The organism is Acinetobacter johnsonii, from assembly GCF_048551975.1.
Classification (GTDB): domain Bacteria; phylum Pseudomonadota; class Gammaproteobacteria; order Pseudomonadales; family Moraxellaceae; genus Acinetobacter; species Acinetobacter johnsonii_A.
In genome coordinates, this window is sequence record NZ_JBIMCF010000012.1 from 31,121 (window position 1) to 45,432 (window position 14,312).

Here is a 14,312-nt window from a genome sequence, read left to right on the forward strand (position 1 = left end):
CTTCAATTTTGTGACAATTTCATAAAAAAAAGCCCATAAATTTGGGCTTTTTCAGATCAATCAAATTAAGGGATATCGCTATAGCGCATATACTTTCGAATCATGCGCTCGCGGTTTTGTAACTTACGGTCATTTTGATGGTCTTGGTAGTATTTCGGATTAGGCAAAATGGCCGCTAAAAAGACCGCCTGCTCTCGGCTTAAGCTACGTGAACTTTTACCAAAATAGTGTTGGGTTGCAGCTTCCACGCCATAGATATTATCGCCAAATTCCACCGAGTTCAGATATACCTCTAAGATGCGTTCTTTGCTCCACATCCGTTCCATCATCCAAGTTGCAACAGCTTCTTGACCTTTACGAATGAATGAACGCTTGTTATATAAAAATAAGTTTTTGGCCAATTGCTGAGAAATTGTTGAACCACCCGCAACCACTTTACCCGTGTCATTATTACGCTCAAGCGCTGCTTGAATGCCATCCCAGTCAAAACCATGATGTTGCATAAATTTGCCATCTTCAGCCGCAACAATGGCTTTTTTCATGTACTCACTGATCTCATCATAATCACGCCATTCGTGTTGAATGGGTTTAGATGGCTCAGACCAATAATCAATCCGCATAAACATGGTGGTTTCCACTGGCTTGTAACGCCACCACGCTAGACTTGCAAAAATCCACAACTGTACCAAAAGCACGAAGCTGACAGCGACTAACAAACTACGAAAAATAAAAGCTTTCATGCCAGTGGCTTACTCCAAAAATCATTTTTATTCATGCTAAGCTTGGGCAAATATAGCAAAATTTTAGCAAGAATGGCATGACCGAGCTTACACCTCCGCAAATCAAAACAAAATTTGACGTACATTTATGGTGGATTACCGCCCTCATTATTACCATCAATGCTGGGTTGTTTTTTTGGCAAGTCCTGCATGGCATGGATGTCAGCAATCCAAGTACGGCGGATGCCATACGCTGGGGAGCAGACTATGCACCGCTCACCTTCTTGGCTGAACCAATGCGTTTATTGAGCAGTATGTTCTTTCATTTTGGCTTGGTTCACCTCATGTTGAACATGTGGGCGCTGTATATTTTTGGCAGTGTGCTGGAGCAAATGTTTGGACGTGTCTATTTTCTTGCACTATATGTTCTTGCTGGTCTCATGGGTAGCTTGCTCAGTGGTTATATTGCCATTCAAGACAGTTATGAACTAATTCGTGTGGGTTTAGCAAACCCTGAACTCTTGCCTCGTGTCGGTGCAGGGGCTTCAGGTGCCGTCATGGGGCTGGGTGCAGCGCTGACGGTTCTATCCCTTCTGCCGATGCTCCCACGGCAACGTTTTATTTTAGATAAAAAGACTTTGCTCATCGTGATGGGTATCAACTTAGCCATGGGTTTTATGATTTCAGGTATTAATAATGCCGCACATATTGGCGGCATGTTGATGGGTGCTGTTTTGGCGGCACTTTGGTATCTCTCCCAAAAGGCACAGCAGCGTTGGATTATGCCGCTGAGCCTTGTTTTGGCGGCGTGCGGTTCGTATTGGTTTTACTTACACTGCCAAAACCTTGTGGTCTATATTCAACCCTTATGGTCAGAAGTGTTAATGATGATGCGTCAACAGCTCAATTTCTAAGATTCAACACTTAATGTACTAAGAGATCAATCACAATTGATTGATCTCTCTCAAACTTTGTAAAGGTGGAATATCACTGAGATAACTTAAGCGATAACGCCCAATCAGCGCGCAGAGTAAGGTCATGAACAGTGGTAAAATGAGCCAAATTTCCCAGTGTGGCTGAATGGCTAAGCCTATGCGATAACATGCTACCGCACTTATTGCTTCAGCAAATAAACAAGAAACCACACCTGCCATAAAACCAATAAAGCCAATTTCTAGACTGAGCATCCTTCTGAGTTTTTGCTTGGAACCACCAAACGAACGTAATAGCGCCACTTCACGTTTGCGCTCATCCATGAGTAAGTTCAGGCAAGCAATTAAAACCAGAATACCTGAAATACTCACCAAAACCGCAAGGATCGTGACAATCTGCACCAGCACCGTCACAATGCGCTTAATTTCATCTAAAATTAAACTGACATCAATAAAGACAGTGTTAGAAAATTGCTGAATAATGGTGACCAATTTCGCTTTGTCAGACTCGGGTACATAAAAACTGCCCAAATAACTGCCCGCATTTTCATCCATGGTCTGTGGCGCAAAAATAAAAAAGAAATTTGGGCTAAAACTTTCCCATTCTACAGTTCGTAGGTTTGCCACTTGGGCATGAATGACACCCTCTGGTAAGCTAAAGGTCAGTTGATCCCCCACTTTTATCCCAAGCTCTGTTGCGGTATTGGCTTCTACCGAAACTTGTCCTTTTGCTGTGAGTTTTGCTGCGCCAGAGACAATTACATTATCTTTAGGATAACGGTCTGCTTGTGTCAGATTTAATTCGCGGCGTAAGGAATTATTTTGCTTGACCAAATCCGCAGCAAAAGGCTGTCCATTTTTGGCAATCAACCTGCCCCGAATATTCGGATAGAGCGGCGTACTGTTCCAATGGTTTTGTTCAATTTTCGCTTTTAACTCAGGCATGTCAAAAGGCGGTAAACCATATACAAACTGATTCGGGGTTCCCGCAGGAATTTGCTGCTGCCAACGCTCTAACAAATCAGTTCGTAATACGGCTAAGACCGTAATTAAACTAAGTCCCAAAGCCAAAGCGGTAATCTGAAATGCAGTCAGGTAAGGCGTACGAACATAGGCAGAAACCGCATTTTTCAAGCCGCGCACGAACTTCAAACTCAGCCAGACCATAACGTATAGCACTGCACATAGAATGATAATTGCACCAATTACCATGGCTGTCAGTACCATGTTTTCAGTCAGAACAATACTAAATAATACCAGACTTGCCGTGCCTGCAAGTAACATCCAAAACATAGACGAAACTGATTTTTCTTGACTGCGAATGACTCGGATCGGCGGCGTATTTAACAGTTCCCAAAAACTCGGTAAGACAAAACCCAGAAGTACTACGGCACTGGTCAACATGGCAATCGGAATCGGCCCGAACAGTATATCCCACGCTGAAAAAGCAATACTTAAGTGTGGTATCAGTTGTAACATCAACTGTAACAAGCCATACCCCAGCCCAACACCCACGGCACTCCCGACCAGCATGGCAAGCAAAAACACCACACCCAACAAGCTGAGATAAGCCCAGAGAATTTGTGACTTCCCAGCCCCCATACAACGTAATAGCGCAATGTGATCTTGGTTTTGTTGTACAAAGCGCTGACTGGTCAAAGCAATCGCAATTCCACACAGCAAAATCGTTAAAATATTCGCTAACTGCAAAAAAGTGTCCAAATTTGCAATTGGTTTCATTAAGCGGGTATTACCCTCACTGGCATTGCGTAAGCGTAAGCTGTTTTGTGGTTCTTCCGCATTAGGACTTTGAGCTGCCGCACCGGCATCTTCAGAAGATACATTTTGCTTCTTAAAATTTGCTTCAAACTGCTGGGTATTTTGTGCGGTACCTGCCATCAGTAGACGATAGTCAATACGACTACCGACTTGTATGGCATTAGTCTTGGTAATATCCGCTTCAGAAATAATCACCGTTGGCGAGAAACCTGAAAAGCCCAACTCTTGATTGGAGTCATGTTCAATCAAGCCTGTCACCTTGAAAGTACCATCTGCAATATTCAGCTGATCGCCCAGTTTAACCCGTAGCAAATCCATAGCACGTTGACTCAACCACACTTCACCTGAAGCAATATGCTTCGCCGCAGGCTGAATACGTAACTCTCCGCGCAGAGGGAAGGCTTGATCGATGGCTTTGACATTGACCATAACAAACTGATCATCGGTATATGCCATCGAACTAAAGACAGTGACTTCTGATTGTTTTAAATCGAGAGCTGTCGCTTGCGCTTTCCATTTCGGATCGAGCTTTTGACTGTCCGTTAAAACCAAATCCCCTGCTAGCATCTCGGCGGCTTGCAGCGCTACGGCATTTTGAACTTGCTCATTACTAAACTTCAGCGCAGTCGTCGCACTGATCGCGAGAATCAATGCAATAATCAATAAATACACACCGCTACTTTTAAAACTTTGCCTCAGTAAGGGCTGAAATAGAGAATTCATTTTCATCCTCCCGTTCGAGGATGTTCGATCAACTGACCATCGAGTAATTCAAAATGGCGCTGGCACTGTTCTGCAAGCGTATGGTCATGCGTCACTAAAATGAGGGTCGTACCCAACTCACGGTTCAACTGAAACAATAGTTGCTCAATTTCTCGCGCAGTTTGACTGTCTAAGTTTCCTGTCGGTTCATCGGCAAAGATAATTTTTGGCTCAGCAATCAGCGCACGGGCAATTGCAACGCGCTGCTGCTCCCCACCCGAAAGCACCTTCGGTGTTTGGGTGGCCTGTCGCTCTAATCCAACTTTTTGCAATAAACTCAAAGCGCGACGTTCAGCTTCTAAAAAGTTAAATGATGTATGAAGCCGTAGCGGGAGCATCACATTTTCAACCGCAGTCAGGTGTGGCAGCAGTTGAAAGGACTGAAACACAAATCCAATATGCTTTAAACGCACCTGTGCACGCTGTTCTTCGTTGAGCTTGGAAATACTTTCACCACAAACGATGAGCTCACCACCGCTAGCCTGATCTAAGGTTGCCAAAATACCCAATAAGGTAGACTTTCCTGAACCTGAACGTCCTGTAATTGCGACTTGTTCACCTGCTAATATGCTCAGACTCAAATCTGAGAAAATGGTGAGTTCTTTTTGCGGAAGTTTAATCTTTTGTGTCAGTTGCTGGGCAGAAATAATCACTTGTGGCATGATGCTTACATCACTATGAACTTGGGTCATAACATCCCTATATGCAAATATTCGTGAAAAATCGCAAAATCAAAAAACGTATCAGTTCATACTTGGTTTTGCTTGCACTGTGCCTAAGCCCCACTTGGGTTTTTGCAAAAACCGTGATGGTTTTAGGAGATAGCATTAGTGCAGGTTATGGCATAGAACCACAGCAAGCATGGGTAAATTTACTGCAAAAACGGTTAGACCAACAGTATCCGAAACAACACAAAGTGGTCAATGCCAGTGTGAGTGGTGAAACTACCAGTGGAGCTTTGGCTCGTTTACCCAAACTGTTGCAAACGCATAAGCCAAATGTGGTGGTGATTGAGCTTGGCGGGAATGATGGACTACGTGGTCAACCACCTCTGATGATTCAAAAAAATTTAGCGCAACTGATTCAACAGAGTCAAAAAGCCAATGCCACTGTGGTTGTCTTGGGAATGAAAATGCCACCAAACTATGGCACAGCCTATAGCAAGGCATTTGAAAATAATTACAAAGTGGTCAGTCAACAATACAAAGTGAAATTGCTGCCCTTTTTCTTAGAAGGTGTAGCGGGAAATAAAAGCTTGATGCAAAAAGATTTGGTCCACCCAAACGCCAAAGCACAGTCTATTTTATTAAATTTAGCTTATCCCTATATAAAAGGCGCTTTATAAAGCGCCTTTTAATTTGATCTTCTTCACTGATCAGAAGTCAAAAAAAACCACTTCACCACTTTCAAGTGAATACTCAGCACCAACCACTTGTAACTTGCCTTTGGCAATCAAACTCTCAAGCACAGCTGAGCCATGACGTAACTGATTTACAGAAGCAAATACATTTGAACGCACCGCGTGCTTAGACAGTTTGCATAAGTCATGTTTCAGTTCAGTTTGCATCAAGGTTTCAACCGAAGGACGGACACGGTTTACGATCGACATCAAGTTTGCAGACGGTGGGCTATCTGGGTTCATCAAAGTATCAATCGTAGCTTGAATCGCACCGCAGTGACTATGGCCAAGTACCACAACTACCGCACAGTCATAACGCTCAGCCGCAAACTCCACGCTGCCAACTTGTGATGGTGCAACCACGTTGCCTGCAACACGAATGACAAACAAATCACCCAAACCTTGGTCAAACACCATTTCAGCAGGTACGCGTGAATCAGAGCAACCCAGTACAATGGCAAATGGATTTTGATCTTCAGCCATTTCTGCCCGCTCATGGTGAGACAATTGCTTATGGTGGGTTGTCTCGCCCGCTACAAAACGTTGGTTACCCTGTTTAAGACGGCTTAAAGCTTCTTGAGCTGTTAGCATTCCTTTTCCCACCCGATTGTTGTTAAGTCGCAATAGTTTAATCTTAGAGAAATTGATTGTCACTTGCAAAAAACATAGCTGCATATTTTTTTCATTTTTCTTGAACTTGCATTTTAGCTCAGCAGAATAGATATCCAGTTCACACTTTATCTAAATGCGGTATATCCTTTCAAATAAATAATTAATGACATTTGCATAAAAGCGATTAGAATCAAACAGACCTGTAAATAAACATAAAAACTATTCAAAATCAGAGCATTTTTATCTTATTCGGTCAGTTTTTTCATTCATCTCCGTTTAAGGATGAACCATGATGATGCGCTCAAAACCCCTCTTAAAATACTGTTTAAAAGTCAGCATCCTGACGTGGGCATTGTCTTTTTCTTTCGCCAGTCATGCGGTGGAAAATACCATCATCAAAGACAAACTTAATTTACAAAGCTACCTGCTACAAGAGCGAGTCACCGCCGGCTTAAAAACCAAAACACTTAAAGTGGATGATATTGTTTGGAGCTATAACGAAGGCGGTGCAGTTGATAAGCCAACGATTTTGCTGATTCATGGTTTTGCTGGAAATCGAGACAATTGGAACCGTGTGGCACAGTTTCTAACCCCCTATTACCACGTAGTCATCCCTGACCTTCCGACTAATGGCGACACCAAAGTCCCTGATGATTTTGATCTCTCTATGCCAAATGTCACAGAGCGACTCCGTCGTTTTGTTGAAGCCATTCATATACAAGATAAGCTGAATGTTGCAGGACATTCTATCGGTGGTTCTATTGCAACCCTATATGCCGCGCAATACCCTTTTGACACGCAAAGTTTGTTTTTATTAAACAGTGCAGGGATTTATAAAAACGCCAACACCAACTATGCTAAAGACCCGCAATATTTAAAGCACTTGATCGTGAGCAAGCCAGGCGATTTAGATGATGTAATGCAACGTGTCATGCAAACCCCAATCAAAATGCCCTATTATTTAAAACGCGCCCAAGAAAAACAGTTAATTACTCAGGCTGAAAAAAACAGCAAAGTCATTGATCAATTGGTGACCTTGAACCGCATTTATACGACCGACTCTTTTGCCCGAGTGACCCGTAACATTGAAGCACCTACCCTCATTTTATGGGGTAAGCAGGACAAAATTATCAATGTCGAAGTGGCGAATGAACTCAAATCCTTATTGAAACATGCTGAAGCTCCTGTCATCCTTAACAATGTTGGTCATATGCCACTTTTGGAGGCAGAACAGGCCGTTGCACAGCACTACCTGCCTTTTCTTGCAAAAACACAAAAGTTAAAAAATCCATTGGCTGATAAACTGATTCCACTAAATTAATTTTGTTGAGTACGTATGCAGAAACACCCGATGATTGAGCAGCTCATTGAAGCTCATCTTAATTTTTTAGATCATGAGTTTTCGCAAGCAAGTATCGTACAAAATGAATTCACCCTCTTTTATCAATGGTTTAGAAAACAAACTTTACAGCAACTGTGGAGCTTTGAAGACATCAATGCGTTGTTGCAAAAACAAATCCTAGCCACACCTGCAACCGATCATCTAATCTCACAAATTGCTGAGCACATCAAGTTTGTTTTAATACATCCCATCAATGAATCAACAAAAATTTCCGATGTGATTCCTGTACTCACCATCGATAAAATTGCGCAGTATGTCACGAGTAAAAGTGGGCATCGTCAGCGTCTAATTAAAACTGTAGTAAATAACCCAGCTTTTTCAGCCATGATTACTCAGCTCATTCAGCACTCAATTCAAGACTATTTAAACAACTCCGTCATAACCAAACGTGTGCCGGGTGTTTCTAGTTTTATGAAAATGGGCAAGTCGGTACTGGAAACCGTCACAGACTCAAACCTAAATGACACTATTGGGCATTATTTACAAAAGAACATCTTAAAACTCAGTCAAATGAGCGAACAGGTGTTAAATCAAAACTTTAATGATGAAAAGCTATATCACTTTCAAGCTAACCTCTGGCACAAAATCAAAGATATGCCTTTATCAGTTTTGAAAAATTATATTGAAGTGCAGGACTTGCCTCAAACTGTCGCTATGGGACACGAAATTTGGGAGCATATGCGTCAAACAGACTATCTGCAGCAACAGGTACATGATGGTGTTTATGCTTGGTACATTCGCAACCAAGAACGTTCTTTTGATTTACTCCTACGTGACTTAAATATCGACGAAGCCTTAGTCCAAAATCAACTTCAAGATTTGTTGAACCCTATTATTCAAGAGCTCATTCGTTCTGATTACTTACGTGATCGAGCACGCTATTATTTAGAACAGTTTTATTATTCTGACCAAGCACAGAGTATTTTAATCCCCTAAATAAAAAGACCCGTTGAATAAACGGGTCTTTTTATAATTAAAAGTTATAAGTTAGTCCTAAAAATACTTCTTGCCGATCTAGGTAATAGTCGTTTGATGCATTTACTAACTTTTTATCAAATAAATTGTTTATTCCACCACGAATTGTAACGTCATCACTTACTTGATAATTTGCAGATAAATTAAATACTGTATGCGGTTTTTGCATAACTACAGTATCTGCTGTGCTCGCTGTATACTGTTCACCAGTATATTGCGCTGCAAGTTCAACTGACAATGGATGAAGTGGCAACCAATTTAGGGCGCTATAAATAGATAATTCAGGAATTGTCGATAAATTTTTCCCAGTGACTAAATTTTTTGATTCAAAGTAATACGTAGCATTGGTTGTCCAATTTAACTGAGGTAAAAGCGGTAGCACAACACTAGCTTCTAAACCACGCACACGAGCCTTCTCAGCATTTTGATATTGCGTCCACCACACACCATTAATTTCACCTAAAGCACGATATTCAATTTTATTTTTAAAATCGGTATGGAAATATGTTAACCCCATATCTAATGCATTTTGAGCAAAATTCACACCAATTTCATAGTTTATACTTTCCTCTGGCTTGAGATCTGCATTACCTGCCATATAACATCCACCAGAAACATAACCTAATGGTTTCAATGAGGTACAACCGTAACCACCTGAGCGAGTAGCCGCACCAGCTGTATTTTCTTTTAAAGAAGGAGCTCTAAAGCCTTGAGCTACACCACCTTTAACCGTCCAAGCATCATTGGGTTGAACCACTAAATATGCTCGGGGACTATTATGTGTTCCAAATTTATCGTGATTATCAAAACGGTTGCCAAGCGTTAAATTCACTTTATCATTAAATATAATTTTATCTTCAACGAATAGCGCCCAAGTATCCCCTTCCAGTTCTGAGCCATATACCTTACCATCATAACTAGGAATTGAAAGTCCAATATTTTGTGTATTGACCAACTCTTCAGATTTCCATTGCCCACCAACAGTTGCAACATGTTCAACGCCTAATGTAAATGGAATATTCATATTCCCTTCTACAATTGTTTCTTTTGATTTTTGTGTTGTAGGACCACTATCTGTCTGTTGACTTTGATCATAGTCATTATAGTAAGCAGTTAATTTTGAATTACCAAAACTCCATTTACCATCATGTGAAAGTGAAACTGAACGATGTTCTAGCTCTGTTGGGCCCCACGACAACACTGATTGCTCTTGACCATTCACCGTCTGCTTTTTTGTAGATGGATTATCTTCTTGTAATCCATACCCTAGTTCCAAAGATAAGGTATGTATATCACTTGGCGTATAATCGAACTTTAAATTAGCATTTTGATCTCGACTACCTGACTGTCCAGTTGCTCGACTACCAGCTATACCCGGCTTACTTCTATCTGACGTTTGATAGCCTTGATCTGCTTCTTGCTCTGTAATACCAACTGTAGCTCGCATGCCTAATTGGCTAGTCAAAGGTCCGTAACCGACTAAACCAGATTGAATAGTTTTTCCTCGATCAGAAGACGTGGTTGGCATTGTGTGATTTAAAGTAAATGATCCTCCCCACTCTTCTGGAATCTTTTTAGTAATAATATTAATTACCCCCCCCATGGCATCAGAACCATATAAAGTAGACATTGGTCCGCGTACAACTTCAATACGCTCAATCATCTCTGGTCTAACCCAATTCAGATCCTGATGTCCTAAATTGGCACGATAGTTTGTATCTCGAGATGAACCGACACGTTTACCATCAATCAAAATAAGAGTGTAGTTTTCTGGCATACCACGTATTTGTATTTTTGATCCAGCTCCATTAGAACTTAACCCACCACTTACACCCGGAACTCGCTTCAAAACATCAGCAAGACTAGAAACGGGCTGTTTCTGAATCTCTTCAGCTGTAATTATACTAATTGATGCTGGAGCGGACTTTTCATCCACCGCTTGACCACTTGCCGTCACAACAATCGTTTGTAATTGTGTTGCTTCTTTTTCTTTTGCAATTTCCACGGTCTCACTTGCCATAGCAAATGAACTCATTGCTCCTACAACAGCCAAAGCCAAAGTTGATCTCGTTAGATTTTTACCCATAACGCATACACCCAAATACAAAAAAAGGAGAAATTGTGTAAATTTCATAGGGTATATTAACAAATGATAAACATATTGCAATAAATATTGATAATTATTCTCAATTACATTTTAACTTTAGATAAAATATAACCCCCTAATTTAAGGAGGTTATTTATTAAAATGGTTTAAAATTATTTGAAGTACGCGCCTTCTGCCTGTGTATGATCCGTCTGGTCAATCACACGACGTAACTCAGGAATGTGCTGTTGCAGAGTCGTTTCAACACCTTGTTTCAAGGTGACATCAATTGCTGAACAACCTTGGCAACCACCACCAAATTTTAATACAGCCGTTAAACCATGCTCTTCATCTTCAACAACTTCAACCAATGCACAGTTACCACCATGCCCTGCTAGGCCTGGGTTAATTTCAGACTGAAGAATATACGTAATACGCTCTTCAATCGATGCATCAGGACCTACGCGTGGTACTTTCGAATTTGGTGCACGGAAAGTTAACTGCCCACCAAAACGGTCTTTGTTGTAATCAATCACTGCATCTAATAAATATGGAATAGACGGTGTGTCGATATACGCAGGAAAGTCTGGATAATCTTGACGGTAATCGGTTGGGATCACTTCTTCAGGCGCACTATATGCCATACAACATTCAGCACGTGGTGTACCCGGATTTTCAACAAATACACGTACAGCAATGCCCGGTGTATTTTGTTTTTCTAATAAATCACGTAAATACTCTTGTGCAGTCGGAGTAATCAATAAGTTTGGAATTTCCTCTGTAACTGCAGTGCTGCTGTTCTCAGTCGACATAACAATCATTTCCTCAAGCTGAAGTTGCTATTTTAACTGAAGATGCGGGGTAATTAAAAAAAATCAACCAAAATTGTCGGATTTATTGTGAAAGTTCATCTTTTCGCTCAATTTAATGGCATTATGACCACAAGATAGTTATATGCAGAACATCTCAGAAATGTTGGATTTACCTTTTAATCATACAGTTACGATCATTATTATTACGGTGATTATTTCTATGGTGGCATTTTCAAATCAGAACGTGATGAACCGACTGATTTTCTGGCCTCCTGCGATGCAACGTGGACAATACGATCGTTTTATTACCCATGGCTTTATTCATGCCGATGGTATGCATCTCCTGTTCAATATGTTCACCCTGTTTTTCTTTGGCAGCATTATTGAAAGTTTTTACCGCCAATATTTCTATGGCTTAGGCTTCGTTTTATTTTATTTGGGTGGTTTAATTTTCGCCATTTTACCAAGTTATTTAAAACATAAGAATGATGTGCGCTGGGCAAGCCTTGGCGCCTCTGGTGCAGTCTCAGCGGTACTATTCGCTTATGTATTGTTTGAGCCTTGGAAGCTGATTTTTGTGTTTTTTATTCCCGTACCTGCGATTATTTTTGCAGTGTTGTACGTGGCATATAGCATCTGGTCAGGTAAAAAAGGCAACTCCAACATCAATCATAGCGCCCATCTTTGGGGAGCTGCTTATGGGGTCATCATGACCTTAATTTTAGAGCCGCGTCTTATTCCGCATTTTCTGAACAAATTAACACAGTTACCTATTTAAAGCCGAATGCCTAGATTGCACATGGATTGCATCCATACGCATATAGGCTCAGTAACATTTTTCTACAGCAATGGGTTGTCCTGATTTTTACAATAAACATCAGAACAACTATAAACCAAGGAAATTGCGATAAAAATAATGTCTATATTGGCAACCTTGATGATCAGTCTCAGTTTTACAGCCTGTGCGGTACACACTCCTGAAGGGAGTATCATCGTCGATGATCGTTCTTATTATCCTCATGGCCAAAGCGATTTCTGCCCACTAGGACAGGCCAAAAAGGTCGCTGCTAAACTCAAAAGCCTTCTATTCAGAAGGCTTTTTTTTACATATATTTTTACATAAATTTGGCATGAAATGCCAAGCAGTAATTTGATTTGGCATAGATAATGTTTACAACTGTATATAAATAGCAAATGCCAGTGAGATTTCTTGCATGTCCAATCCCTTAGATGGTCTTCAATTTCCAACTTACCCGAAAACACAAAAAGTTAGTACCTCACGTACAGGGAAAGAGATTATTGCAGAGGCCTTAGCCAATGTTGATCACCAAAGCTCTGTTACTGCACTTACAGAAAAGAACTGGCGTAAACAATATCCACGCTATTTTAAATCCTTAGTTGAATTTGGGATTCGTAATCAAATTGCACCGATTCAAATGGCACAAGATGGACTTAACAAAGCACATAATGTGTTTGAGTTTTATCGGGATGGGCAAAAACATCTACTCAAAGATGTAATGTCACTTAAAACCACACCGCTACACACCATCAAACTCAAAGGTGAAAGTGATGTTGCACCTGAGTGGTCAGTGCCTTATAAAGGCCAACAACTCAGGGGTGATGCCTTACTCGCACAAATCCAAACATGGTTAGATGCAGGTGTGATTGAACCCAGTCACGCTGAAGCATTGATTGCCTGTGTGGAACATCCTGAATGGTTTGATTTATCTGACCGCACTATGGTTTTGTTCGGTGCGGCATCTGAAGCGGGTCCACTCACATGGTTAGCCCAATGGAAAGCCAATATTGTGGCAGTTGATTTACCGAATAGCCATGTATGGGGCAAAATTTTAGACACCATTCAACACGGCAATGCCACGTTATATGCCCCATCGGTTGAAGCTTTGAGCGCGGAAACACCTGTGTCTGTGCTTAAAGAAAAACTTGGTGCGAACTTACTGACACAAGTGCCTGAAATTGCACAATGGTTGGTACAAAACCCACATCAGTTAGATTTGGCCGCGATTGCGTATTTGGATGGTGAAAAGCATGTCCGTGTTTCTGTTGCAATGGATGCGATTATGCAATATGTCAGTGCGCAAAAAGCAGATACCAGTTTGATGTATATGTGTACACCTACCGATGTCTATGCCGTACCTGAAGAAGTCATTAAAGCATCTGAGCAAAAGTTCAGTGGTCGTTCTAAAACTCAGCAGATGATCAGTAAAAGTATTTCAACCCTCAGTGGGCAACTGTTCTTTAAGAAAAACCTACATGACCTCGTCGAGTCGGATAATACGAAGTCTTATGGCATCACCGACTGTTTAGTGATTGAGCAAGGACCGAACTACGCATTGGCTAAGCGTATTCAACAGTGGCGTGCAACGCTTGCTCGATCAGAAGGTCAACGTGTCAGCATAAACATTGCGCCATCAACTACAACCCACTCTGTCACCAAAAACCCATTGCTCAAAGCCGCATTTAATGGGGCAAGCTTGTTTGATGTTGAAGCCTTTAAGCCTGAAACCACCAATGCAATCATGGCGGCTTTATGGATCCATGATCTGCGTAATCCTGCTTCTGTAGCCAATCCAGAGAACAAACTTGAACATCCTCTAGAACTAATGATGCACGGTGCCAATCACGGCGGCTTATGGCGTGTAGCTTATTTAGCACGCACTGCACTGCCCTTTGCAGCACTTTATGGCTTTGCCGCAGATAAACTACCTTTAGACAAAGTCTGGGCGAAGTTCAAAAAGTAAGGCCTTGAATACTGGCTTCAATAAAATACAGAGCTAAAAAAACGCTACCTTAGGTAGCGTTTTTTTATCATT

The 14,312-nt window shown here is 41.3% G+C and carries 12 protein-coding genes and 1 pseudogene; 7 read left to right on the top strand and 6 right to left on the bottom strand.

The features are described 5' to 3' along the window. Positions 1-65: 65 nt before the first annotated feature. Entirely contained in the window at positions 66-740 is a 675-nt protein-coding gene (gene mtgA, locus ACG9ZB_RS10540; RefSeq protein WP_058952094.1) for a monofunctional biosynthetic peptidoglycan transglycosylase, read from the bottom strand. A 77-nt stretch (positions 741-817) separates the two neighbouring features. Here mtgA and ACG9ZB_RS10545 point away from each other — a divergent pair, with 77 nt between their 5' ends. After that, positions 818-1,633 (top strand): rhomboid family intramembrane serine protease, encoded by an 816-nt coding sequence (locus ACG9ZB_RS10545; protein ID WP_419325703.1) that lies wholly within the window; start codon positions 818-820, stop codon positions 1,631-1,633. Between the two features lie 30 nt (positions 1,634-1,663). On the opposite strand, the gene ACG9ZB_RS10550 is transcribed toward ACG9ZB_RS10545, so the two are convergent. Further along, positions 1,664-4,153, bottom strand: coding sequence for an ABC transporter permease (locus tag ACG9ZB_RS10550; RefSeq protein WP_419325705.1), 2,490 nt, complete (start codon positions 4,151-4,153; stop codon positions 1,664-1,666). Between the two features lie 2 nt (positions 4,154-4,155). Continuing rightward, positions 4,156-4,884, bottom strand: a complete 729-nt coding sequence (locus ACG9ZB_RS10555; RefSeq protein WP_419325706.1) for an ABC transporter ATP-binding protein — start codon at positions 4,882-4,884, stop codon at positions 4,156-4,158. 11 nt (positions 4,885-4,895) lie between these two features. Here ACG9ZB_RS10555 and ACG9ZB_RS10560 point away from each other — a divergent pair, with 11 nt between their 5' ends. Further along, positions 4,896-5,537, top strand: coding sequence for an arylesterase (locus tag ACG9ZB_RS10560; RefSeq protein WP_419325707.1), 642 nt, complete (start codon positions 4,896-4,898; stop codon positions 5,535-5,537). 30 nt (positions 5,538-5,567) lie between these two features. On the opposite strand, the gene ACG9ZB_RS10565 is transcribed toward ACG9ZB_RS10560, so the two are convergent. Next, entirely contained in the window at positions 5,568-6,182 is a 615-nt protein-coding gene (locus ACG9ZB_RS10565) for a carbonic anhydrase (protein ID WP_086208466.1), read from the bottom strand. A 310-nt stretch (positions 6,183-6,492) separates the two neighbouring features. On the opposite strand from ACG9ZB_RS10565, the gene ACG9ZB_RS10570 reads away from it, so the two are divergent. Together ACG9ZB_RS10570 and ACG9ZB_RS10575 are read left to right on the top strand one after the other, a co-directional pair. Continuing rightward, a complete protein-coding gene (locus tag ACG9ZB_RS10570; protein WP_333655755.1) occupies positions 6,493-7,524 on the top strand; it encodes an alpha/beta hydrolase in 1,032 nt (343 codons plus the stop codon). Positions 7,525-7,539: 15 nt separating this feature from the next. After that, positions 7,540-8,541 (top strand): hypothetical protein, encoded by a 1,002-nt coding sequence (locus tag ACG9ZB_RS10575; RefSeq protein WP_419325708.1) that lies wholly within the window; start codon positions 7,540-7,542, stop codon positions 8,539-8,541. A gap of 37 nt (positions 8,542-8,578) precedes the next feature. On the opposite strand, the gene ACG9ZB_RS10580 is transcribed toward ACG9ZB_RS10575, so the two are convergent. Together ACG9ZB_RS10580 and nfuA are read right to left on the bottom strand one after the other, a co-directional pair. Beyond that, the gene (locus ACG9ZB_RS10580; RefSeq protein ID WP_419325743.1) at positions 8,579-10,615 is read right to left on the bottom strand and encodes a TonB-dependent receptor domain-containing protein; all 2,037 of its coding nucleotides are present in this window, start codon (positions 10,613-10,615) and stop codon (positions 8,579-8,581) included. Positions 10,616-10,839: 224 nt separating this feature from the next. After that, positions 10,840-11,478, bottom strand: coding sequence for a Fe-S biogenesis protein NfuA (nfuA, locus tag ACG9ZB_RS10585; protein WP_419325710.1), 639 nt, complete (start codon positions 11,476-11,478; stop codon positions 10,840-10,842). A 160-nt stretch (positions 11,479-11,638) separates the two neighbouring features. Between nfuA and ACG9ZB_RS10590 the strand changes: the two genes are divergently transcribed. From ACG9ZB_RS10590 to ACG9ZB_RS10600, 3 genes and pseudogenes are all read left to right on the top strand, one after another. Further along, the gene (locus tag ACG9ZB_RS10590; RefSeq protein ID WP_419325745.1) at positions 11,639-12,256 is read left to right on the top strand and encodes a rhomboid family intramembrane serine protease; all 618 of its coding nucleotides are present in this window, start codon (positions 11,639-11,641) and stop codon (positions 12,254-12,256) included. 129 nt (positions 12,257-12,385) lie between these two features. Further along, a pseudogene (locus ACG9ZB_RS10595) lies at positions 12,386-12,538 on the top strand (hypothetical protein); the annotation flags it as partial. A 154-nt stretch (positions 12,539-12,692) separates the two neighbouring features. Then, on the top strand, positions 12,693-14,240 hold the full coding sequence (locus ACG9ZB_RS10600; RefSeq protein ID WP_333655748.1) for a hypothetical protein: 1,548 nt from the start codon (positions 12,693-12,695) through the stop codon (positions 14,238-14,240). Positions 14,241-14,312: the final 72 nt, after the last annotated feature.

What these genes read in the sequence shown, in the direction of transcription:
- mtgA (WP_058952094.1), bottom strand. Translation starts at nt 740, where the DNA reads ATGAAAGCTTTTATTTTTCGTAGTTTGTTAGTCGCTGTCAGCTTCGTG.
- ACG9ZB_RS10545 (WP_419325703.1), top strand. Translation starts at nt 818, where the DNA reads ATGACCGAGCTTACACCTCCGCAAATCAAAACAAAATTTGACGTACAT.
- ACG9ZB_RS10550 (WP_419325705.1), bottom strand. Translation starts at nt 4,153, where the DNA reads ATGAATTCTCTATTTCAGCCCTTACTGAGGCAAAGTTTTAAAAGTAGC.
- ACG9ZB_RS10555 (WP_419325706.1), bottom strand. Translation starts at nt 4,884, where the DNA reads ATGACCCAAGTTCATAGTGATGTAAGCATCATGCCACAAGTGATTATT.
- ACG9ZB_RS10560 (WP_419325707.1), top strand. Translation starts at nt 4,896, where the DNA reads ATGCAAATATTCGTGAAAAATCGCAAAATCAAAAAACGTATCAGTTCA.
- ACG9ZB_RS10565 (WP_086208466.1), bottom strand. Translation starts at nt 6,182, where the DNA reads ATGCTAACAGCTCAAGAAGCTTTAAGCCGTCTTAAACAGGGTAACCAA.
- ACG9ZB_RS10570 (WP_333655755.1), top strand. Translation starts at nt 6,493, where the DNA reads ATGATGATGCGCTCAAAACCCCTCTTAAAATACTGTTTAAAAGTCAGC.
- ACG9ZB_RS10575 (WP_419325708.1), top strand. Translation starts at nt 7,540, where the DNA reads ATGCAGAAACACCCGATGATTGAGCAGCTCATTGAAGCTCATCTTAAT.
- ACG9ZB_RS10580 (WP_419325743.1), bottom strand. Translation starts at nt 10,615, where the DNA reads ATGAGTTCATTTGCTATGGCAAGTGAGACCGTGGAAATTGCAAAAGAA.
- nfuA (WP_419325710.1), bottom strand. Translation starts at nt 11,478, where the DNA reads ATGTCGACTGAGAACAGCAGCACTGCAGTTACAGAGGAAATTCCAAAC.
- ACG9ZB_RS10590 (WP_419325745.1), top strand. Translation starts at nt 11,639, where the DNA reads ATGTTGGATTTACCTTTTAATCATACAGTTACGATCATTATTATTACG.
- ACG9ZB_RS10600 (WP_333655748.1), top strand. Translation starts at nt 12,693, where the DNA reads ATGTCCAATCCCTTAGATGGTCTTCAATTTCCAACTTACCCGAAAACA.